Here is a 21980-nt window from a genome sequence, read left to right as displayed (position 1 = left end):
TAATTATGAGTATAGATGCCTCTACGACCATGTCAGCCGATCAGCTAAGCGACACTGATTCTGCATTTTTAGGCCACCCGAAGGGCTTGGGCTACATTGTTTTTGCTGAGGCGTGGGAACGATTCTCGTTCTATGGCATGCAAGCGCTATTAATACTCTATCTTTCCAGTTATCTGTTACTTCCGGGCACGATTGAAAATGTTTTTGCGTTCTCCGGCTTTCGCGCCGCACTAGAAAGCGTATTTGGTCCGCTATCGACCCAAGCGCTCGCCACACAACTCGTGGGGCTATACATCGGCTTAGTGTACTTTACTCCGGTCTTAGGCGGGTTTATTGGCGATCGTTATATCGGCCGAACCAAGGCCGTTATTATCGGTGCAATCCTAATGGCTATAGGCCATTTTCTGATGGCTATCGAAGCTGCATTTTTGTTTGCCTTGTTGTTTCTGATTTTGGGTTCTGGGTTTCTTAAGGGCAACCTCACCGCTCAAGTCGGTCAGTTATATAAAGATGGCGATCAACGCCGCGACTCGGCCTATTCAATTTACACCATCGCTATTATTGTTGGTGCCTTCGCAGCGCCACTGATTTGCGGCACACTGGGGGAAGTCTACGGTTGGCATTACGGCTTCGGTGTTGCCGGAATCGGAATGGTGATTGGTATGATCATCTACATCTCAGGTCGACGCCATTTGCCGCAAGATTCTCAGTCAAAATCCGCCGGCAAACAAGCGCTCACACTGCAACCCGGAGACGGCAAACGAATCGCCCTGATTCTCTTACTGCTTGCCATCACCGCACTGTTCTGGACCGCCCAAACTCAGGTTTGGAACACGTACCCAATTTGGGTAAAAGGCCGAGTGGACCGCGAAATATTTGACCTAACTATTCCCGTCAGCTGGTTTCAATCAATCGACACCTTGGCGGTGTTAATACTGGCGCCAGTTGTGTTGTGGTTGTGGAAACGCCAGTCAAACCGCAACACCGAGCCCAGTGACTTAAACAAAATATCAATTGGTTTTCTTGTGTTCGGCAGCGCGTGTCTGTCGCTTGCTTACTCTGAACTATCTGGCAGCAGTGAGAAAATCAGCTTGATCTACCCAGTTATTTTCCATCTAATTTGCTCGGTCGGCTTTTTATATGCCAGCCCCACGATATTGTCATTGGTCTCTCGCTCTGCACCACAATCGGTCAATTCGGCACTGGTTGGCTGTTACTACTTGGCCATCTTCTTTGGCGGAATACTTAGTGGCTGGCTAGGGCGGTTTTATGAGGTCATGGCCCCGTCTGCTTTCTGGTTAATGCACGGTGCAATTGTCGCTTCCGGCGGCATACTGATTCTGTTTTTGCGTGGCCCCTTATTGACTGCATTAGTGAAAAAATAATTTGAACTGACTGTTCAATAGCATCGACTAATAATATTGATAGCGCCGCAAGTAGGTGCTATTGCCCCGTCAAGCTCTTGAATCCCCAAGGCCCCGTGCATCAGACTACAGCCTGATTCACGGGGCGCACCGGGAACAACTCGCCAACCCTAATTCCTCTCACATATACTACCGCCTTAAAGGAGACCGCTATGTGCCGACGTTCGCTCTTTACCCACTTACTGTGTTTTTCAATCGCTTTAGTCAGCACCTCATCGGCATTCGGCGCCGGTGCTAAAGGCTTTCGCATATTGCTGACTAACGACGATGGCATCAACGCGCAAGGCTTACAAGCACTGGTCAAAGCGCTTTCACCACACTATGACGTGGTGGTCTCCGCTCCAACAAAAAAGTGGGGCGGAAGAAGCCACGGCACATTGCTATGGGAAGGGCCAATGGAAGTTAGCGAATTCACATTAACAAATACCAACCCCGACACGCCCGCTTACCACGTGCCAGCCTATTCGGTTCAGGGTTTACCTGCCGATGCAGCGCGATTTGGTATCATCCAGCAACGCCAGAAAAAGCAAGCCGTCGATCTGCTCATCTCAGGCATTAATCACGGCGAAAATCTTGGCTCGTTGTCACATCTCTCTGGCACCATTGGCTCAGCCATGGAAGGCGCCTACTACGGCATTGCGGCTATTGCTGTGTCGATTGAAAGCAAAGCGGCCAAGGAGAATAAGTTTGACGCTGCCACGCAAGCTGTCTTAACACTAGTGGAAGCAATCCGAGAGAATGGCCTTCCCAAGGGAGTGGTTCTAAACGTTAACGTGCCGGAAAACACAAAAGGCGGCATACGCATTGCCCCCATGGATCACGATAACGTTAAAGTCGATGGCTTCACCAAAGCGGACGACAAATTCACGCCAATCTTCTCGTACCCGAAGGCGAATCTACCATACAGCGATATGACAGTGTATGAGGAAGGACAAATCGCGGTCACACCGATTCAGCTCGACTGGACTGATCACAAGACAATCAAAATGATGAACACTTGGAATCTAGACAAATAACACGCCAAACAGCGGCCGCATCGACACTGTGTAACCAAGCAACCTCTCTGATTTAGTTCACGCTTTGCACAGTGTCGGTTTACACACTCTGTCGGCCGCCATAACACTCTATCGGAAGCGCCTCCTAAACCACATACTCACGCCGAAAATAACCATCAGCGCGGTCATCAAACCAGTCAATGCGACCAACACCGAGCCCGCGGTTCCAGCGACTCTACCACTATGCAACGGCAAGCGGAGTGCGGCCACAAAGTCACCTGCAGTGTCACCAGCCGGGTCGGCGACCGCCAGTACCTCACCACTACCCGCTCCAACATACACCGTGATAGGTCCTAAACCGAGTGTGCCTGGCTGAGCCAAATTGACTCGGTATTGATTTGTGGACGCAGAGTACTTTACAACTCTAGGTAAAACAGCAAGTTGGTTGCGTTCAGCATACTCGACGGCTATCTCGAGCGCGCTAGAAAAGTCCACCGCATTCGCCGGCAACGATGCTTCATCAGCCACATCAGTTTTGCTGTAGGAGGATACGGTTTCGACAAGCGGATTAAATAGCTCGTCTTCCAAATTCATCGACAATCCTGTTAATGCGCTACTCAGCATCAACAGCCAACACCATAAGCCGATGCTTTTATGCAGTTGCAAAAACTTAACCTTCCAAGGGTAGCGCCACTGCACGGTCCAAGCACGTTTCCATTTCTTTAAAAATTGCTTACCTCGCGGCATTGTCAGGTACAAACCGATCAACGACATCAGCACCCACAGCAACGCAATGATGCCCATGATGCGACTACCCAAGGGCTTTGGCAACAACAGCCGGTTGTGCAGTTTATAGATAAACGGGATCAGGTTTTTTCTCTGTAAGCAGCACTCTCCCCACATGCGCTTACCTTTGATCTCTCCAGTAACAGGATTAATGAAGACTTCATCATAATCAATATCGTACGGCTCACCTGTTACTGGGTTATGTCTTGGCTCAACGTATGACACCAGAGCGTAGCTTGCGGCACTGACGATAGGCTGGTAGTTGACCCTTATGCGGGGATCGCTGGCTTCAATATGCGCTACCAGTTGCGTTGCCGAAAGGCTAGGTTCACCGACTTCGTCAATCACAAAAAGCTCGGGATTGAGCCAAATTTCAAAGCGATCCTGGAAGGCAATCACACTTCCGGTCAGGCCTGCGCACAGCAAAAACAACGCCATCCCCAACCCAAGATATCTGTGTAACTTAACTAAGCTAGTACGCATGGATAACCTCATCACCTAAATTCAATTTATTACTTTCGCTGCCGCAGTACGCCGCTAAAATTCCGCCGACAAACCTACCGTAATCCAAGTTTGACCGGTTGGTAGTGCATGCCCCTTTGGGTTAGCCAACCAACTGCGGTTAGCGCTGGCGAACACACTAGCGACCTCAGAAAGTGTCCAGTTCGCGTTTACCCCTGCCTGTGAGTAGTTTTCCTGCCCTGCAAAGCCAAAATCGAAGCCCTGCATGAGATATGGCTCGACACTAATTGACTCTGAGCCGAGATCAAACTCAGAACTTAGAAACAGCTCGACCACGCCGGCTGCGGCTTGCGTTGAATAGGTGTAGTCGACGCGGGGAACAATCCAAAAATCACGGTCAGCGCTGACGCTGAGGCTAAACTCATTGTCGGCTTCGCCTGTGTCCAGGAATATCAAGCGTGTATACCCAAGAGACACGTTCGCCACACCCAATTCAAAATCGTGAGTTATACCGAAGTTGAGTTCTTGGTACGATCCGCTATCGCTATCGCCAAACCAAATGCTAGTGCTAAGCGGTTGCCAATTCATCGCAGCTTGAACTGAGATCAAACCTCCGCTATCGAGGTTGTCTCTGGCTTGAGAGACATACTTGCTATGCTTTTCAATACCAAATTCGAACGCTGGTTTGGTCTCCACATCAGCTAAAACATCATTCCAATGCAGAACAGCGCAAAACAACACATAGCGGAGCAAGGCGGGGCCAAACCTTTGTTGACTTGTGCAGTCAATCAATTATCTTTACCACGTAACCTGACTGCGTACGGCAAAGGCATTGCCTTTGTGTGTGGCATACCCTTGGGGTAACACTTCGAGACTGTTATCAATCTCAAAGTGAACCCAATTAGCCGACAATCTTAGAAATGATTTTGGGTACCAATTCAATCCCACAGAAAGTGTCGACCCCTTACCACCGCTAATATCTCCACTGACGAGATCCATGTGGCTGCTGCGCAATGCTAGCTCGAGCGCACCCTTACCGCCCTCGCCCCAGCTAGTCGCTGGTACAACACCGCCGAATTTTCCGCGACTGCGGTCATAGTTGCGTTGCTCGCCACTGATTAACCAAGCCGCTTGCGCATAGCCGGTCACAAAACGTGACTCATCCAACTGCGTGTAATCCACTGTTTGCTCGCCAAATTCAGCTTGGAACAGCAGGCTATGATGCTGAAACGCCGCTTCCAAACCAACGTATTTCACGTCATTAGCGGCATGTTCGCCAGTATCAAATAGCGCAGCTAACTGATGACTCTCCGGGCGTGCCGAGACCCGATAATCTTCCTCACCAAGTGACACGTAATAGCTCGCTGCACCAAGATGCCAAGTATGATTCGAGTTGTGCAGCGGCGTCCACATAAGCCGTGTGGCCGCCTTCCAGCCTTCACTCTCACCCACTTCCGTGTCGAGCTGAGACTGACCGAACAAACCTGCGTTGAGCGACCAACGTTGGCCCTGGGTTTCAAACCCTAGCCCTACCGAACGCCCTAAGCTTAGTGAGTTATGCAGCGAGCGCTCCAAGAAGCTGTGATTTGAGTCGCTGGTTTCGTCATCGAGTGAAACCGAAGCTTCATGGTGCCCTAAGCGAATCGCCGTGTGATCACTCATTCGATATCGAACAAAAATATCCTCGTAGCCTATTTTGTCACCACCAAAATCCAACTCAGCCACATAGTCTAGCGATGGGGAAAATGCACCTTGAGCGCCTAATCTAACTCGCCGAATCTCGCTGGCTCGGCCATAGTCAGTTGTCTCAATATCACTGCGGGTCGCCATAATTTCGGTTTGAAATTTACCACGAAACTTAAATTGCGATTCACTTTCTGGCTGACTAAACTGAGGCGATGCCCCAGCCCAAGCCATAGCGCCACTTGCTGGGCTAACCACGGGTTTGGTTGCCCCTGTGACAGCTCCGACTTTAGAGTCCTCTTTAGATCCCACTTTTAATCCTGTAGCAGCGACGGCCTCAAGCCGGGCTAGCCTAGCCTTGAGTTCGTTTAACTGACGTTCCTGCGCATTCACCAGAGCCCGAATATCCGCCAGGCTGTCTTCTGCCACGGCCACAACTGGACATCCTGAAATTAAAGAAAGCACTAAAATGACGTGTGTGGATATGTTTCTGTACATAGCGAAAACCTGTTAAAAATTGTTCTTGATCATCATTAGTGATTGCAAATCCCAACCACTTAACGCGATACCTCAGAGTCACGCGTAAAGGTAAGCTCACCTTGGAGTTGCTCCCTGGCTAAATCGGCGACCCACTTTTCATTGATCCCCGCTGGCGTCAATGTCCATTCACTGCGGTATAAAAACCGGTTCCCAGAGCGCATTTGAACCCCATCACCTTGGCAATTAGCCTGCTTACGATCTGCTGACAACAAACACGTAGTCTGGTATACAGAGTAGACATCACGACCAGAAACAGTCAGAAACTGGCCATCTACCCGCACCGAGATATCTCCGCCTTCCCCATCGGTCCATGCACCGCTCCACGCCGTTTGTAACTCACTCGGCTCAACGCTAGCGACGTTAATAGAGGAGAAAAGGCTGCCGACCAGCAGCGCAGAAAACACGAAACCTCGACTACGGTCGTGGTGCAAGCGAGGCTTATAACTCAGTACAGTTTTAAAGATATTCATGTCTTACCTAATTGAAGGAGTGTTGAAAACCGAACGATTACTTTCCGCGCGACGACACAGGTGCGCAGGCATATGGTGGTCCGATATCGGATTGGCATTACACACATACTGCTACACCGACCAGGCGCTTAACGGCGGATGTTTATCACGCCACGGGCGGGCGGCCTCGAGTTCGCCAGCTAAACGGAACAATGTATCCTCACCACCATACGCAGCGGTAAACATCATGCCGATCGGTAAATTGCGTGGGTTCCAACACAGTGGCACGCTCATTGCGGGTACGCCTGTCACATTCGCCAACGGCGTGAAGGGACAGTAGCGCCACATTTGCTCAAGATACGCGTCAAGATCGCCTGAGTTCGCATCCAGTACCCCCAACTTGATTGGCGGTTGCGCTAAGGTTGGTGTCAGCATGACATCCCAGTCCTGCATAAAAGCGCCCAAACGCCGACCTAAATCAGTGCGAAATTGCAGCGCCTTAGATAAATCAACGCCACTTGTCGCCAAGCCTCGATGGTAAAGCGCGAGGTTACAACGCTCGACCGTTGTGTGATCAATTTCTCGGCACCTGTCGATGGCTGTCTGCTGGACCTCTGCCGCCATCGAGACCGCTAACATCGTGGTCACGTTGTGATGTAACTCTTGTGCGCTGTAATCAACAGAGGCGTTTACCACGTCATGGCCAAGATCACTCAGCAATGTTGTGGTCTCATCCAGCGCGGCTAGGCAATCTGGGTGCACGTTAATCCCTTGGGCGCGACCATCGCACACCGCAACTCTGAGGCGCTGCGGAGCTGCACTCACCTCTTGTAAGTAAGGACGCTTCTTAGGCGGCGCAGTATACGGCGCGCCGGTATCGACGCCACCACTAATATCTAACATGAGAGCGCTGTCTCGCACGCTACGAGTAATGGCATGATGTGTCATCAATCCATACCAAAACTCGCCGTCCGTTGGACCAGTTGGAACCCGCCCTCGACTCGGCTTTAAGCCAAATACCCCATTGCATGACGCAGGTACACGAATTGAACCGGCGCCATCGTTGCCATACGCAATTGGAATGATGCCTGCTGCGACTGCTGCCCCACCGCCGCCACCTGAGCCACCGCTAGAACGGCTTGCGTCCCATGGATTACGGCATGGCCCATGCAGTTGCGACTCTGTGGTCAGCGATGATGAAAACTCCGGCACATTGGTAGTACCCATGGGAATAAGGCCCGCCGCCTTGTAGCGCTTGACGACCTCAGCATCGAAGTCGATCACGGTACCGCGAGCCAAGCGACTGCCGAAGTCGCGCGCCACACCGTTGACATAGCCCACGCAATCCTTCATCGCCAATGGAACGCCAGCAAACTCAGCGGCATAATTTAGGTTGCGACTTTGCTCTGATGCTGATTCGGTTTGCACCGACACGAAGGCGTTTAATGGTTCATTGAGCTGAGCAACAAGTTGGTACGCAAGCTCGAGCAATTGCTGTGGATCGATCTCGCCGGCCTTTACAGACTGCGCTAACGTAAGCCCGTCACAATCAGCATACTGACTAAAATTCATTGCTTGTGCACCGAATTTGACAAAACAGTTCGGTAGAAGAATTTAGTCATGATTTAGCCTCTTCGGCGACAGCCGAGCGGAAGTCGTCGCGACTACAAAATGCCAACTGCGCGCGCTTTGTCGGCATCTCGACTACGCCTTGGTAGCAAAAACCTGCTTTTAGGTTCAAGGCGTGGATTTTTGAATTATCCGCATCCGGCTCAACCACGACTCGCTGCACTTGCGCGTGAGAAAAAATAAACTCAAGGATAAATTTGAACACATGCCAAGTGAACTTAGGCAACGGGGTTTGTGTCGGTGCAACAAGAATATGCATGCCGTAATCGCCTTGCTGAGCTTCATAGTACTCGGCGACATCATCGAGCTCAGCATTATAAAACTCAAATAAGAACACTGGAACTTGGTCAAAGCAGCCAATGAAGACCTGAGTGTTTTGGGTAGCCAATATTTTTTCGTACTCCATTGCCACCTGCTCCACACTGGTGTTCTGCAACATCCAAAATTTAGCGTGCGCGGCATTCACCCAAGCATGAATTAACGTTGCATCCGCGGTATTGCAATACGGACGAAGTGAAAACTGCCCTAATTCAGGCACACTTTTTTGGTAGACAAACACAGACAGTCTCCTCTCTCGATCAAACCCATCTAAGCGTTCAGCCGCGCAACTCACATTCACCAAATGTTTCGGTGTGTTTTAGCTTACCGGCTGGGAAGTTATAAGTTGTCAGTATAGAGAGATGAGCTGTATCAGGTAGTTGCTTAATCGCACACCATTGGTGACAAATTCACACCTGAGAAATTCGTCAAACCAGGCATACTAAAGCCTACAACAGCCACACTGACTGTCGGTAAACTGGAGAACAAGCATGGTCAAATTAATACTCACTCGTACCTACTGGCTAGCCTGCGCCACAACCGCATTTTTACTTGTTATTGCCGCCGTAACCGGTAGCGTACAGGCCTATTACTATGAGATCGATGAGTGGCTAAACCCCAACTTTTATCAAACCAATAACGAAGCGCCGATGATGCCGCCGGCGGACGTCATCGCCCTTTTCGAGGCACAGGTTCCAAGTGCCGAAGTTTGGTACCAACAAGTCGCTGAGGAACCGGGGCGAAGTAGTATGTTAGCGGTTTCTCAACGTGCGTCCTCAAGCGACCAAGTAGAACGTAAGCTTGAATACAACTATTACTATGTCGACCCCAGCAATGCTGAAATCATTGGCGCTCGGTCATGGGGTAAATGCTGTTTTGAACCAGAAAATTTGGTCAACTACCTGTATGAGCTTCACCACTCCTTAACCATACCCGGGGCACGCGGGTTTCAATTAGTCGGCGTGGTTGCCTGTTTATGGTTACTCGCCTGTTTGAGTCTGCTGGTGCGCGCCTTGATTGTGAAAAAAGGAGTGCCTTGGCTATCACTGTCAGCGCCTGCAACGATAATCGTCGCATTGATCATGCTGCCATTGTCCATCAGTAGCATCGCAATGAATTTTTCAGCTGAGATCTTCAAACCCATCACCTCTGTTTTCTCACCGGTTAAACCCAGTGTGTATGAAGAATATGGCAGCAAAGCTGAACAAGATTTTGGCGACCGCAATCTCAGTTATACCGATGCCTTTAACGTCGCCACAGTCGTAGGCGCACAACGCGACTGGTCGCAGCCTATTGGCGAGCTGTTTTACAGCCGAGCATATAACTTCTATGGAATGGCTTTTGGCAATCGAGACCCCAGCGGAATGGGCAACAATTGGCTGTACCTGAGCGGTGTCGACGGCCGCATTGTCGCAAGTAAAACACCTGCTCAGGGAACTGCTGGCGACCTGTTTTACTTCACCCAATTACCGCTGCATAGCGGGCGAATACTCGGGGCAGCCAGCCAGTTCTGGGTGTTTTTGGTTGGTTTACTCACCACAGCACTATCACTTAGAGTGTTCTTTTACGCATTGGCGCGAGGCTTAAAAGGCCGCGCATACCAACAGAATTCGTAGCTAATAATCGGTAACGATAGAGCCGTGCCAGGCCGATATATCACGACGGTTCGTACACGTCGGGACACTAAGCCGTCGAGGCCGAAGCAATAAACACCCAGTCTATGCCGCACATAAGGTTCAATTGCTAGCAGGATAGGCGCTCGCTAGATCGATCATTCAAACACAATCTATCGACGTGTTCCGTGTTCCGTGTTCCGAATAATGGCATCCAGAGCAACGCTAAGGATTTAGTCTTTTATTCACCTTGACAATCTAGCCGCTCAGCACGGACTCCGACGACGCGAACAGAAAGAACATACATATGAGCATTACTCTACCGAGGTTCAGCACAATGCTCGGTTGAGTTTGTATTCAGCGCAGGCCACTAATAACAGCGTTACTGACGGACTACCAAAGAAGGCAACTCGACTCTCGGCGATCCTTGCCTAGCAGATGCGGAATACGCCGCTAACTTAAGATGAGGAAATAGCTGTTGATTGAACAGGTCAACATTCTCAAGCCGACTATCCATACTACAATGGCTAGCCGACTTGAGAAGTCCTTGGGGGGACGTTAGAAATCGAAGCTGACTCTTAGGCCAATCGTACGAGGACGAGTACGATTAGCATTGTTCCAAGCATGATATGGGTCAATGTACTTATTCACATCGGTGAGATTCTGACCATATAACTCAAGACGAATCCCATCGATGGTCATGCCTAAGCGTGCGTCTAAAAGACCAATGGCATCAGAAAACTGACCGATGTTCTCCACAGAGAAACTGGTTCGATCCACATATGGCATTTCGTCGCGATAGCTATAACCCAAGCGGAAGAAGCCCGGTTTGTCGGCGGACCAATTAAAGTTATACATCGCACCTAAGGTATAACTGTAGTCAGGCACGTAATCGATCGGGTCACCGACGATGTTGGCTGTGTCGGTGCCGCCAATTTCTTTGACTTCGGCGTCGATCACCGCCAGTGATGCATCAAATGAGAATGCATCTGTTACATGCCACTTCATCGACGCTTCAAAGCCTGCGACTTCAACCTTACCGATATTACTGACAAAGCTTTCAAAACCGCGACCTTCAATAAACACTAGACCCCGACGCAGCATTTCGTCGTACTCGGTATAGTAAACCGCCGCATCAAAATACAGTTTGTTTTCAAACAAGTTTGCTTTGTAACCTAGCTCATAACTCCAAAGCGACTCAGGGTCGAAGTCGGGTAATTCAACACCATTGAAGTCGAAGCCATTAAAGCCACCACTACGAAAGCCCTTAGCTGCGCTGGCATAAATATTCTTACCGTCACTTAAGTTGTAAGAGAGGTAAACTCGAGGATCGACTGAATCAAATGAGCCTGCTTGAACACCTGTGGAACCTTCAATAAGCTGAGTCTGATCATCTTCAAAGTAACGCGCACCAACGCCAACATTCAGTCTGTCGGTTAACTGATATGACATATCCGCAAATACCGACAAAGATTCGGAGGTGTCGTGTGTGTAGTAAGAAGAGACAAAAATATCCGGCCCAAACTCAGTCACTACTTCAGGAATATTTAGGTCCACCTCCATGTCGCGGTAAAATATGCCAGCGGTCCATTGTAAGCGACTGTCAGCATTTGAAACTAAGCGCAACTCCTGAGCAAACTGACTTCCGACGTTATTTCGATTGCTGTAGCCAGCGAGTGTTCCGCCATAAATAGTTTCTGGCCCACCAAAATATGAAAATGGGTAGTCCAGATCCATCTCCGCATAGGAGGTTGAACTCAACAGTTCTGCAAAACCAAGATCATAAGTTACTTCCAGGTTATATAAATCATAGTCCCAAACTTTTGGCTTCAACGTAAGGCCTGGGTCAGTTGGAACATAGACGGTTCGATCAGGCTGCTCATAGCCTTGGCCAAGCTCATACTCGGCGTTGTATTTAACCACCGTTGCTAGTACATCTAAACTATCTGTTGGTGTCCACAGTGCTTTGACACGCACGGTTGAGAGGTCTTCGCCATTACCGTCTTCGATTCCGGCCTCTGGCTGATCTTGCCAACCACCACCATCTTTAACATCAGCCACCACGCGAACCGCGAACTTATCCTCAACTACTGGCATGTTCAGGATTGCTGTCACTCCTAAACCAGTATCGCCGTCGGCAACAGAGTATGCATCACCTTGCAAACTGCCAGAAAACTCGTGAGTGTTCGGCCGCTTGGTAATGTAACGAATTGCACCACCAACAGCGCCTTGACCATAAAGAGTACCCTGCGGACCTTTGAGCACTTCAACTCGCTCTAGATCTAGTACTCGGGTCGGTAATACCTCATAGCCTGTTAGGGCCATGGGAATTTCATCTTGGTAGATGCTGGTAAGCGCACCACCGCCGTGAGCATTGGCGATTCCACGTAGAAAAATCTGGTAGCTACCTGGGCCGTCTTCACGCATGGTTAACCCTGGCACGGCGAATGACAAGTCTTGAATGGTGTCGATACCTCGCGTTTCTAACTCATCACCAGTTATAGCTGAAATGGCCATTGGCACATCAACTAAGCTCTGTTCGCGTTTACTCGCTGTAACAATAATTTCTTCTAATACTACCTGCTCGGCACTGGCTTCCACCGCTAGAGTCGTTCCGAACGCCGCGACTGCCATGACTATTGCCCTGTCTATTTTAGTTCTCTTCATAATTGTTATCCCAAGTGGGTTTTTCACTGAACCGTCATAGTAGCGTTACTTTTGTATAGTTAGGAAGTTGCCAAACAACACCGCAGCGGTGCATAAACATCACCATGAATCAGCTATTGGCCGGAAGCTGCCCGATTCCAACCTGAGTGAGTGTGATCTGGCTGCTCCCAATAGAACTTACTTCGAGGGCGGTTGTAGTTACCAATTTCATCCATGCTGTAACTGTCATAGAGTCGGCCACCAACCATCGTCTGACGCACCGACTTTGTATTCAGAATGTTATCAAGCGGGTTTTTATCTAATACTATCAAGTCGGCCAACTTGCCAACCTCAAGGCTGCCCAGCACCTGATTGAGGCCAAGGGTTGTAGCACCATTTAGCGTGGCGGCTCTGAGCACGCGCTCATTACTCATACCGCCTTCATTCAGCAACTGCATTTCCCAATGCATGGCCATGCCTTGCACTTGAGAGTGAGATCCCACATTCACCAATACGCCCGCGTCATCGAGTTTTTTAGTGGATCGAGCGACCGACCTGAAACCAATATCCCAGCGCTCATCATCTGCGTGCAAACTGGTCATTCCGCGTGCGTACAAAGGGGCGGCATACTGAATACCCAGCGGGCTATATCCGCTGGTGACTTCGGGCACAAAACTATCAATGCGAGGGTCTTCCCACGTTCGAGTGGTTTGGTAAATATAATTCTCGCCCAATATTTCACCGAACAATGCGACTAACGTCGGCGTGCTGGCGGTTTCACTGTGGGCAAATAATTGCACTACGTCATCATAGTAATTCGCGACTGGTAAATTGTGCTCGACGGTATTGTGACCATCGAGTATCGAGCTAATGTTGTTATAAAAATGACTCTCGCCTTCGACCGACACCATTATGCCTGCCGCCCGGGCCGCTTTGACTAACTGCTGGCGTTGACTACGTAATGGTTGGCGGTAACTCTTGATTGTGCTGCCGCCCAGCGCACGCTTGCGAGTCATGACTTTTTCAGCATCGGCTAAGTTTGAAATCGGCGTGTAGACTGAATCAACTTTGCCAGGCCGTCCATAAACCACACTGCCGACGCTTACCGTGCGCGGACTCACAATGACCCCAGCGCGTTGCATCTCGCCAGATGAGTAACTGGATAACTCAGACGAATACGGGTCAAAGTTTGTGGTGACACCAAATGCCAACGATGCGTAAAGCGCCGCCTGCTTTTGCGGAATACCTCCGGTTGATTCGTAATAGCAGCTTTCCACATGACCATGCATGTTGATTAGCCCAGGCATAATTGTTTTTCCATGACTGGGAATGACCTTGGCAGACTTAGGAATCTCAACCTGATCGACCGGCCCAACAGCAGCAATACGATCACCATCGACAAGCACGGTTCCGTTCTCGATTACATCACGGTCGGACATGGTAATAATACGCGCGCCGGTGAAGGCCAGCATTCCTTTTGGCACATCACGCTCGACCGTCAGGTCAATTGATACCGGCGCAGAATACGCTAAATCGTCAACCGAAAAACTGTTAAGCGTGTCACCTAACAACCAATAAAGCCGTTCAGAATCACTCGCCCAAGCTAGGTTATAGCCCCCTTCATCCGAGAGACGAACCAGCGGTGTGGCGGGCGCGTTGGCAGACACATTCATGGCACCACCGGCGTCATTCAGTGGCATGGCATAGTAGCTCTGTTGTTGCTTAAACCCAATCCACTTTAGATTTGGGCTGACGCTCAACTCGGTTCGATCGGCACCCGACAACACGGCATGCGTTCTTTTTTCATAGCCGCGTAAATTGACGCTCTGCAGCTCAGTCACCACAGCGCCATTTTGATAGCTGCTATGTTGCAAAAATAGTCGCCGATCATCGGGCGAAAATTGTAATTTAACGCCGGACTTAGCAACCAGTACAGGTGATGTTTTAGTGCGTATGTCGAGCAAGAACACGCCGCTGTCATTACCGAAGCCACCCATGCATTTACTGTCATCTTGAACCCGATAGGCAAGTGTTTGGCCGTCGTGAGAGAATACTGGCTCTCGGATCACACCTCGACTCTTAATCACAGCCCGCGCGTTACCACCAGCTGCTGACATCACGCGTATAACGCTGCCTTTTTCGTCATCCCATTCAACATACGCAATCTGTTTACCGTCACTCGAATAGGCTGGTTCAAACTCAAATGCCCGGGATTTAGTCAGCCGCTCTGGTTTGCCGTTTGGTAGTGATTTATGCCATAAGCGACCCAATGCATTGAACACAATTGTTTGTTGGTCCGGTGACACAGCTAAGTGCCGGATGGCTTTAACCGCTACGGTGTCTGTTTGTATTGCCGCACTGGCATCAAATCGAGTTGCCTGAGTAATTCGATGCTTGGCATCGACGGTGAAGGGAATCACATTGGCGCTCGCCGTGTGGGTATCCACTTTGTATAACTTTCCCTTACCCCAAATAGCGATAAAGCGCCCGTCAGGAAACCAACTGTACTGCGGATAATAAGTGCCTTGAGCTATCCATTCACCTTGAAGATCACGATCCAATTGATCGTACACTGGGCGTTGCTCTCCAGTTTCTAGGTCGTACACAAACAATATGGTCTTCGCTTTGACGCGTCGCACAAACGCAATTGTCTTGCCGTCTGGTGAAACTTGCGCCGTGGTAGCGCCACCAAAGCCCTTCAACAGTTCCTTAGTCTTACCTGTTTTAAGGTCGCGCTGCATAACCGCATGCACAGTATGGTTGGCATCGATATAGACCCCTGTACCTTCAGGGCCGCCGACCTTGTGCGTGTTATACAGGTATCGACCATCAGGGGAAAACTGGGCTTCAGTAATATTTTGAAATGCGCTAGGTGATTCAACTATCGGCCATCCAGCACCGCCTCCAAGGTGATACCCTCGCAGCTCTGAAGTAAAAAGATCAGAATACGCTGACGACAACTTGGTGGCAGCGATGTACTGACCTTCTGGGCTCCAAACGACGTTGGTTAACACGTCTTTGGTTTCACGCGTAACTTGGCGCGCTTGCGACCCATCTAACCTCGACACCCATGCATTATCGCTGCCACTCTCATCACTCACATACAGAAGCAAGTTGCCATCTGGACTAAAGCGCGGCATCCGCACCATCGCTGGGCCGCCATGAACTAACGTTGCTAGCCCACCAGTTGTTGGTAAGGTATAAATATCGCCTAGCAAGTCGAAGACCAATAAGTCACCGTCTGGATGCACATCAACACTCATCCAGGTTCCTTCTTCAAGGCGAAACGCGGCGTCAGTATACGGTTGACCGGTATCGCTAACGTCCCAGCCCAATACAAATGAGGGCCAACTTAACAACGCTAAGACTACACAGGAAAATCTATTGGCAATTCGGTTAATACGCATCGGGATCACTTTTGGTTACAACTACTAATAACGAAATTCTGACTCAACAATTACTGACCTGACCAGGCTTCGTTCCAATCAATACCCTTGTAATCGGGCAGCTCCCAATAGAACTTGCTTCGCGCACGATCGTAGTTACCAATCTCGTTCATGTTTAGGCTATCAAACAGGCGGCCATTGAGCATGGTGTAACGCACGCTATTGGTATTACTTATATCGTCGAGCGGATTGGCATCGAGCACGATAATATCGGCCAGCATACCCACTTGCAGAGAACCGATTTGAGTATCGAGCCCCAGGGTCTCAGCGCCGTTAACCGTTGCTGTTCGCAGGATTCGATGGTTGCTCATACCACCTTGCGCCATCGACTGCAGCTCCCAGTGCAACGCCAACCCAAAGACTTGCCCGTGTGAACCCGCGTTGATGGTTACACCAGCATCATCCAGTTTTTTAATTGAGCGGCTGACCGCACGAAACCCGATGTCCCAAATTTCTTCAGCGGCATGCAAGCCGGTCATACTGCGCACGTGCAAAGGCGCGCCGTAGGGCGTGCCAACCGGGCTGTAACTCGATGTTGTCTCTTGAACATAAGACTTAATTTTAGGCTCATCCCAAGCTTGAGTGGTCTGATACAGATAATTCTCTCCCATGATCTCCCCAAAGGTGACGTTCAAAGTTGGGGTATTCGCGATGTCGCTGTGTGCCATTAACTGCACAAGATCATCGTAATGGTTCGCAACCGGAATGTTATGTTCCAACGCCATGTGGCCATCAAGAATCATGCTGATGTCAAAATAGAAGTGGCTCTCACCTTCTGCATCGACCATTACACCAGCCTCGCGCCCGGCTTTAACCAGTTGCTGGCGCGCACGGCGCGATGGTTGTTTATAGCTCTTAATGATTCGACCATTTAGCGCTCGTTTACGACGCATGGTATTTTCCGCATCGGCGTACGTATAGAGCGGCACATAAGTGCGATCACCTTTTCCTGGGCGGCCGTAAACAACCTTGCCAGTGGAAATAAATCGCGGCCCGACCAGCTCACCAGCCTGCAGCATTTCGGTGGTTGCGTAGGCTGCCAGCTCCGAGGTGTACGGGTCATAGTTGGTGGTGACGCCGTACGCAGCGGCAGCATAATGGCTGGCGTGTTTCTGCGGCATGATGCCACCGTAATAACAGCAGTCGATATGCCCGTGCATATCAATCAAACCGGGCATCACCGTTTTACCGGTGGTATCAACCACGTGCGCATTTTCTGGAATCACCACATCGTCAGCTCGCCCAACACTCACGATGCGGTTGCCTTCAACCACCACCGTTCCTTGCTCGATAATCTGATCGCCATCCATTGTGATAAGCCGACCACCACGAAACGCCACCACACCACTCGGGCGATCCAGCGGCACATTCAAACCCACGGTCGCAAATGGCTGCGGCAGTGGCTTATCGTTGGTCGTCAACTCGGTTACGTCAACACGGTATAAATCGTCACCTAAATTCCAATTCAAGGTTCGCGAGTCGGATGACCACGTCAGGTTGTAGCCGCTGCCTTCGGTCAAGCGAAACGTCGGTACCGCGCCAGCCGTGGCAGATACCGGAGTTAAGCCTCCAGTTTCCTTGTAGGGCATCACATAATATTGCTGGTTTTCCTTAAAAGCGATCCATTTGCCATCTGGGCTGCGCGACAACTCGCTGCGGTCCGCGCCCAATGCTTGCGCGTGATCTCGGCGCTCATAGCCATCCACTGTCACACTCGAAATTGAGGTATTTTTAGACACCGTGCTAGTGAAGTAAATTCGCTCTCCGTCAGCTGAAAAGCTCGGCTTACTGGCGGCGTCACCGATTTGTTGGGCCTCTCCGCCAGAAACTGCAACAGTATACAAACCTGGCGTGGAGCGATAACCGCCTAAGCCGTTGCCGCCCTCTTCGATACTATAGACAATCGTCTTGCCGTCTGGAGAAAATGCCGGTTGGCGTATAACACCGCGGCTTTTGACCAGCGTTTTTTTACTGCCCCCGCTCGGCGATATCAACTGTAGCGCACTGCCCTTTTCGTCATCCCATTCAACATAAGCAAGACGGCGATTATTCGGCGAATAGGCTGGATCAAACTCAAACGAAGGCGATTGCGTGATGCGTTTAGGCGTACCATCTGGGAGTGCTTTTTTCCATAGACGACCCAATGCATTAAAGATCAGCTCGTCATTATCGTTTGCCACGGCAAGCTGCCGAATCGCTCTTACCTGAACACCGTCAGGCGTTAAGGTATCAGCAAACTTAGGCGACCGTATAATCCTGTGCTTAGTGTGAGCAACAAAGGGAATCTCTTTGGCAACACCGGAATCCATGTTTACTTTGAACAGCTTTCCTTTACCCCAAATCGCCACATGCGTGTTGTCTGGAAACCAGTCGAATTGCGGAAAGTAGACGCCTTGCTGATAAAAGTCTGCTTGTTGGTCGCGATCAAGTTCAGCATACACTGGCCGCTGCTCACCGGTCTGAAGGTCATACACAAACAGTATGGTTTTGTCTTTTACACGACGGACGAAAGCAAGCTTCTGGCTGTCCGGCGACACCTGAGGTGACAGCGCACCGCCAAAGCCTTTTATCAACGCAACGGTTTCACCCGTTTCAAGGTCGCGTCGCATAATGCCATAGTTGACATGATTCGCATCCACGTAAATATGATGGTCGACGAGCCGCTGGGTGTAGTACACGTATTTGCCGTCGGGCGATAAATTGGGTTCTTGAATATCACGTTTGTTTTCCGGCGCATCGACTAGGGTACGACCTAACCCACCGTCCAGATGGAATATGCGCAAGGAAGACGTTTTCTGATCATTAAACCCAAGGTCAACACTGGTGGCGACCACGTATTCACCGTCGGCACTCCACGCCGGATTGGTCAACATACTGTCGGCGACCACGGTGACCATTCGCGCATTACTTCCGTCTGCATTTGCCACCCAAACGCGGTCGTCACCACTTAGATCACTAATGTAAACCAGCTTACTGCCATCGGGACTAAAACTCGGTATTCGATCAATCGCCGCGCCGCCACTCACTAAACGCGCTTCACCACCTGTCGCCGGCAGACTATACAGGTCACCGAGCAAATCAAAGACGATAGTTTGACCGTCTGGACTGACGTCCAAACTCATCCACGTTCCTTCGTTCAGTGTAAATTCGACATCAATATACGGCTGGCCGGTATCACTTATGTCCCAGTCTTCGGCCTGCGCTAATAAATTTGCGCAAGCTAAGTAACAAGCCGTCAGCGCAACTAACCCAAGCCGTTTGACTGTTGACAATTTTTTCAAAAAACACGACATGTCGTCGCCTCCAAAAATAGTAATTATTTGCTGGTCATACCGACTAGCGATTCCACTTCCACACTAAACCGTCGCTGCTCTTCTGCGCTCTGCTGCACTCTTCTGCACTTGGCAACTGATGCGATCGAACGAGCAAACCACATCAATGATGAAACTCAAGCAAGCTCCACTCCAGTGCTTGCCCAATTGTTACAGAGCAGTAAAAGGTCGAGGGTCAGCATTTAGCATCGTGGCCCCAACGTTGATACGCTTGACCTTATCAACGACAAAGTTTGTGTCATTGCCCGACACATAGCTTTTATCGATTTCAATCGCGCCGTTTTCATCAGCGTTCAGTCCATACGGCTTGTTATTTAATACAACTGACTGGGTTACTGACACTCGCGCGTCATCACTGGCAAAAAGCCCGTCGTCTTGGTTCGCTTGGAACACCGATTGCCATATCACGACCTGCGACCTTTGGTACGCCGCCAAACCGGCCGACTCACTACCGGAAATTTCTGAGTTGCTAATACTGACGTTAGAGTCATCATTGGTCCAAACCCCAAGATGGCTATCAGTAATGGTTAAATTGGTAACATCGACCTTGGCATTTCCATGCACACTGAGCGCCATTTTTTGCACCTTCTGTATCGACACATCAGCGATCTTGGACTCCCCATTGATAATAAAAATACCATGGCCGTCGTAGATATCGTCTTCTTGAATGCCCCACTTAAAGTTCTGCAAGTTTAGGTTTTTGAAGCTAACTTGACTGTTTTTTGTCACGAAGCCATTGGCCGCACTGAGCGAGCCATCGATCACAACCTCGCCTTCACCAATAATCGTCAGCTGTTTATCTTCAATAAGTGTGTAAGCACGGATCTGCAGTTCATTCAGGGGCGTATCGCGATAGGTTTTAGGCTGGTAGATGCCCGGCTTAATGCGCAACACTGCACCAGATTCTGCCGCATCCACTGCCTGTTGAATGGCATCGCCGCCAGAAAAATCACAGTGCGCAAATTGCGAGGCATCCACACAAGCAGTCAACACGTTGGCGCTTGTGCTGACTGACTCTGAAGCCTCTGCCGAGGTGCTTGTTAACACCGCTATTGCGACACAAGCCAGCCACACCATTTTGATATTTTGCATTACCATCACCTTTCATTGCGTTTTTTTGAACCCGGCTCACGCTAGTCGAAGTTAAGCCAGATTAGTTATTTTTTATTGAGTTCATCATACGGCGAAGCGGCCAATCTTTGGAGATGCGAATAGTGACTTGGCTGGTGCTAGCAGCTCACCAGAACACTCATGTTTAGCAACTATTAACAAATCACATTCCAGTTTACTCTGCCAACTGTGAATTACGTTGCGGCCAGGTATACGCCCCAAGAGGATCCCTTGTGTGTGCTGCCGAGCAATAAAACTACCCAGCTTAAGATTTCAGCGGAGAATCGACCATGAGCACGCCTAAAAGACCTAACTTCGACTGGCAAGACCCATTCCAACTTGAACATCTGCTCACAGAAGAGGAGCAGTTAATTCGTGATACGGCGCGCAAGTACGCGCAAGAAGAGTTACAGCCACGCATTATTCAAGCGTACCGAGATGAGAGCACTGACCCAGCTATTTTTCGAGAGCTAGGTTCACTTGGGTTGCTCGGCCCGACCATTGAGGGTTATGGATGCTCAGGTGTAGGTTACGTAAGTTACGGCTTAATTGCGCGTGAAATTGAAAGCGTCGACTCTGGCTATCGGTCAATGATGAGCGTTCAGTCAAGTTTAGTAATGTACCCAATTTACGCCTTCGGCAGTGAAGAGCAGAGACAAAAGTACTTACCAAAACTGGCTAGCGGCGAGTCAATCGGGTGTTTCGGACTGACCGAACCAGACCACGGATCCGACCCGGGTAGTATGATAACCCGCGCTAAAAGCGCTCCAGGTGGCTACCGTTTAAACGGCGCTAAAATGTGGATTTCAAATTCCCCAATCGCCGATGTTTTTGTGGTGTGGGCCAAAACCGACGATGGCACCATACAAGGGTTTATTCTAGAAAAAGGTTACGGCGGCCTAAGCGCTCCAAAGATTGAGGGAAAATTGTCATTACGTGCATCTATTACTGGCGAGATCGTGATGCAAGACGTGTTCGTTCCAGAAGAAAATAAGCTACCCAATGTGCAAGGCCTGAAAGGGCCAATGAGCTGCCTGAACAATGCGCGCTTTGGCATCGCCTGGGGCGCATTAGGTGCTGCCCAAGCATGCTGGGAATCTGCCAGACAATACGTATTAGATCGAAACCAATTTGGTCGACCCTTGGCGGCAAACCAGCTCATTCAAAAGAAGCTGGCGGACATGCAAACAGAGATTGGACTGGGTTTACTGGGCTGTTTGCAAGCTGGGCGGCTAAAAGAACAAGACCAACTGGCGCCAGAACTAATCTCGCTTATCAAGCGCAATTCATGTGGCAAATCGCTCGATATAGCACGTGCCGCGCGAGACATGCTAGGTGGTAACGGTATCTCTGACGAGTTCCCGGTATTTCGACATATGGTGAATTTAGAAACAGTCAACACCTACGAAGGGACCCACGATATCCACGCACTTATCCTAGGTCGAGCGCAAACCGGCATTCAGTCATTTACTGGTCGGTAAACAAAATAGCAGTAAAACATACCCCTTTAATTATACCAATTAAGCATTAGCGGATTACTTTGGAAA

General features: G+C 49.9%; 14 protein-coding genes. 4 read left to right on the top strand and 10 right to left on the bottom strand.

The features are described 5' to 3' along the window. The first annotated feature begins 5 nt into the window (after window positions 1-5). Window positions 6-1385 carry a peptide MFS transporter gene (locus tag IE055_RS01330; RefSeq protein ID WP_189398206.1) on the top strand — a complete coding sequence of 460 codons (1380 nt, stop codon included), beginning with the start codon at window positions 6-8 and terminating at the stop codon, window positions 1383-1385. A gap of 191 nt (window positions 1386-1576) precedes the next feature. After that, window positions 1577-2440, top strand: coding sequence for a 5'/3'-nucleotidase SurE (surE, locus tag IE055_RS01325; protein ID WP_189398205.1), 864 nt, complete (start codon window positions 1577-1579; stop codon window positions 2438-2440). Window positions 2441-2548: 108 nt separating this feature from the next. Here surE and IE055_RS01320 read toward each other — a convergent pair whose 3' ends face one another. The 6 genes from IE055_RS01320 to IE055_RS01295 all read right to left on the bottom strand — a co-directional run bounded on the left by IE055_RS01320 (window position 2549) and on the right by IE055_RS01295 (window position 8527). Next, window positions 2549-3688 (bottom strand): PepSY-associated TM helix domain-containing protein, encoded by a 1140-nt coding sequence (locus IE055_RS01320; RefSeq protein ID WP_189398204.1) that lies wholly within the window; start codon window positions 3686-3688, stop codon window positions 2549-2551. Between the two features lie 54 nt (window positions 3689-3742). Then, window positions 3743-4459 carry a hypothetical protein gene (locus IE055_RS01315; protein WP_189398203.1) on the bottom strand — a complete coding sequence of 239 codons (717 nt, stop codon included), beginning with the start codon at window positions 4457-4459 and terminating at the stop codon, window positions 3743-3745. Window positions 4460-4465: 6 nt separating this feature from the next. After that, the gene (locus IE055_RS01310; RefSeq protein ID WP_189398202.1) at window positions 4466-5848 is read right to left on the bottom strand and encodes an OprO/OprP family phosphate-selective porin; all 1383 of its coding nucleotides are present in this window, start codon (window positions 5846-5848) and stop codon (window positions 4466-4468) included. A gap of 59 nt (window positions 5849-5907) precedes the next feature. Next, the gene (locus IE055_RS01305) at window positions 5908-6360 is read right to left on the bottom strand and encodes a hypothetical protein (RefSeq protein ID WP_189398201.1); all 453 of its coding nucleotides are present in this window, start codon (window positions 6358-6360) and stop codon (window positions 5908-5910) included. A 111-nt stretch (window positions 6361-6471) separates the two neighbouring features. Further along, on the bottom strand, window positions 6472-7911 hold the full coding sequence (locus tag IE055_RS01300; protein WP_189398200.1) for an amidase: 1440 nt from the start codon (window positions 7909-7911) through the stop codon (window positions 6472-6474). 46 nt (window positions 7912-7957) lie between these two features. After that, window positions 7958-8527 carry a GNAT family N-acetyltransferase gene (locus IE055_RS01295; RefSeq protein ID WP_189398199.1) on the bottom strand — a complete coding sequence of 190 codons (570 nt, stop codon included), beginning with the start codon at window positions 8525-8527 and terminating at the stop codon, window positions 7958-7960. Between the two features lie 250 nt (window positions 8528-8777). Here IE055_RS01295 and IE055_RS01290 point away from each other — a divergent pair, with 250 nt between their 5' ends. Continuing rightward, entirely contained in the window at window positions 8778-9902 is a 1125-nt protein-coding gene (locus IE055_RS01290) for a PepSY-associated TM helix domain-containing protein (RefSeq protein WP_189398198.1), read from the top strand. Window positions 9903-10457: 555 nt separating this feature from the next. On the opposite strand, the gene IE055_RS01285 is transcribed toward IE055_RS01290, so the two are convergent. The 4 genes from IE055_RS01285 to IE055_RS01270 form a co-directional block, all read right to left on the bottom strand. Next, entirely contained in the window at window positions 10458-12566 is a 2109-nt protein-coding gene (locus tag IE055_RS01285) for a TonB-dependent receptor (RefSeq protein ID WP_229794066.1), read from the bottom strand. Between the two features lie 113 nt (window positions 12567-12679). Then, window positions 12680-15952: an amidohydrolase family protein gene (locus tag IE055_RS01280; RefSeq protein WP_189398197.1), complete on the bottom strand. Its 3273-nt coding sequence runs from the start codon at window positions 15950-15952 to the stop codon at window positions 12680-12682. 50 nt (window positions 15953-16002) lie between these two features. Continuing rightward, a complete protein-coding gene (locus IE055_RS01275) occupies window positions 16003-19284 on the bottom strand; it encodes an amidohydrolase family protein (protein WP_189398196.1) in 3282 nt (1093 codons plus the stop codon). Between the two features lie 189 nt (window positions 19285-19473). Further along, on the bottom strand, window positions 19474-20415 hold the full coding sequence (locus IE055_RS01270) for a right-handed parallel beta-helix repeat-containing protein (protein ID WP_189398195.1): 942 nt from the start codon (window positions 20413-20415) through the stop codon (window positions 19474-19476). 308 nt (window positions 20416-20723) lie between these two features. Here IE055_RS01270 and IE055_RS01265 point away from each other — a divergent pair, with 308 nt between their 5' ends. Next, the gene (locus IE055_RS01265) at window positions 20724-21914 is read left to right on the top strand and encodes an acyl-CoA dehydrogenase (protein ID WP_189398194.1); all 1191 of its coding nucleotides are present in this window, start codon (window positions 20724-20726) and stop codon (window positions 21912-21914) included. Window positions 21915-21980: the final 66 nt, after the last annotated feature.

This window comes from Arenicella chitinivorans (assembly GCF_014651515.1).
GTDB lineage: Bacteria > Pseudomonadota > Gammaproteobacteria > Arenicellales > Arenicellaceae > Arenicella > Arenicella chitinivorans.
Note: the sequence above shows the minus strand (reverse complement) of the source record. Positions and strands in the feature narration are given on the sequence as shown.

What these genes read in the sequence shown, in the direction of transcription:
- IE055_RS01305 (WP_189398201.1), bottom strand. Translation starts at nt 6,360, where the DNA reads ATGAATATCTTTAAAACTGTACTGAGTTATAAGCCTCGCTTGCACCAC.
- IE055_RS01320 (WP_189398204.1), bottom strand. Translation starts at nt 3,688, where the DNA reads ATGCGTACTAGCTTAGTTAAGTTACACAGATATCTTGGGTTGGGGATG.
- IE055_RS01270 (WP_189398195.1), bottom strand. Translation starts at nt 20,415, where the DNA reads ATGCAAAATATCAAAATGGTGTGGCTGGCTTGTGTCGCAATAGCGGTG.
- IE055_RS01275 (WP_189398196.1), bottom strand. Translation starts at nt 19,284, where the DNA reads ATGTCGTGTTTTTTGAAAAAATTGTCAACAGTCAAACGGCTTGGGTTA.
- IE055_RS01280 (WP_189398197.1), bottom strand. Translation starts at nt 15,952, where the DNA reads ATGCGTATTAACCGAATTGCCAATAGATTTTCCTGTGTAGTCTTAGCG.
- surE (WP_189398205.1), top strand. Translation starts at nt 1,577, where the DNA reads ATGTGCCGACGTTCGCTCTTTACCCACTTACTGTGTTTTTCAATCGCT.
- IE055_RS01290 (WP_189398198.1), top strand. Translation starts at nt 8,778, where the DNA reads ATGGTCAAATTAATACTCACTCGTACCTACTGGCTAGCCTGCGCCACA.
- IE055_RS01285 (WP_229794066.1), bottom strand. Translation starts at nt 12,566, where the DNA reads ATGAAGAGAACTAAAATAGACAGGGCAATAGTCATGGCAGTCGCGGCG.
- IE055_RS01300 (WP_189398200.1), bottom strand. Translation starts at nt 7,911, where the DNA reads ATGAATTTTAGTCAGTATGCTGATTGTGACGGGCTTACGTTAGCGCAG.
- IE055_RS01330 (WP_189398206.1), top strand. Translation starts at nt 6, where the DNA reads ATGAGTATAGATGCCTCTACGACCATGTCAGCCGATCAGCTAAGCGAC.
- IE055_RS01310 (WP_189398202.1), bottom strand. Translation starts at nt 5,848, where the DNA reads ATGTACAGAAACATATCCACACACGTCATTTTAGTGCTTTCTTTAATT.
- IE055_RS01265 (WP_189398194.1), top strand. Translation starts at nt 20,724, where the DNA reads ATGAGCACGCCTAAAAGACCTAACTTCGACTGGCAAGACCCATTCCAA.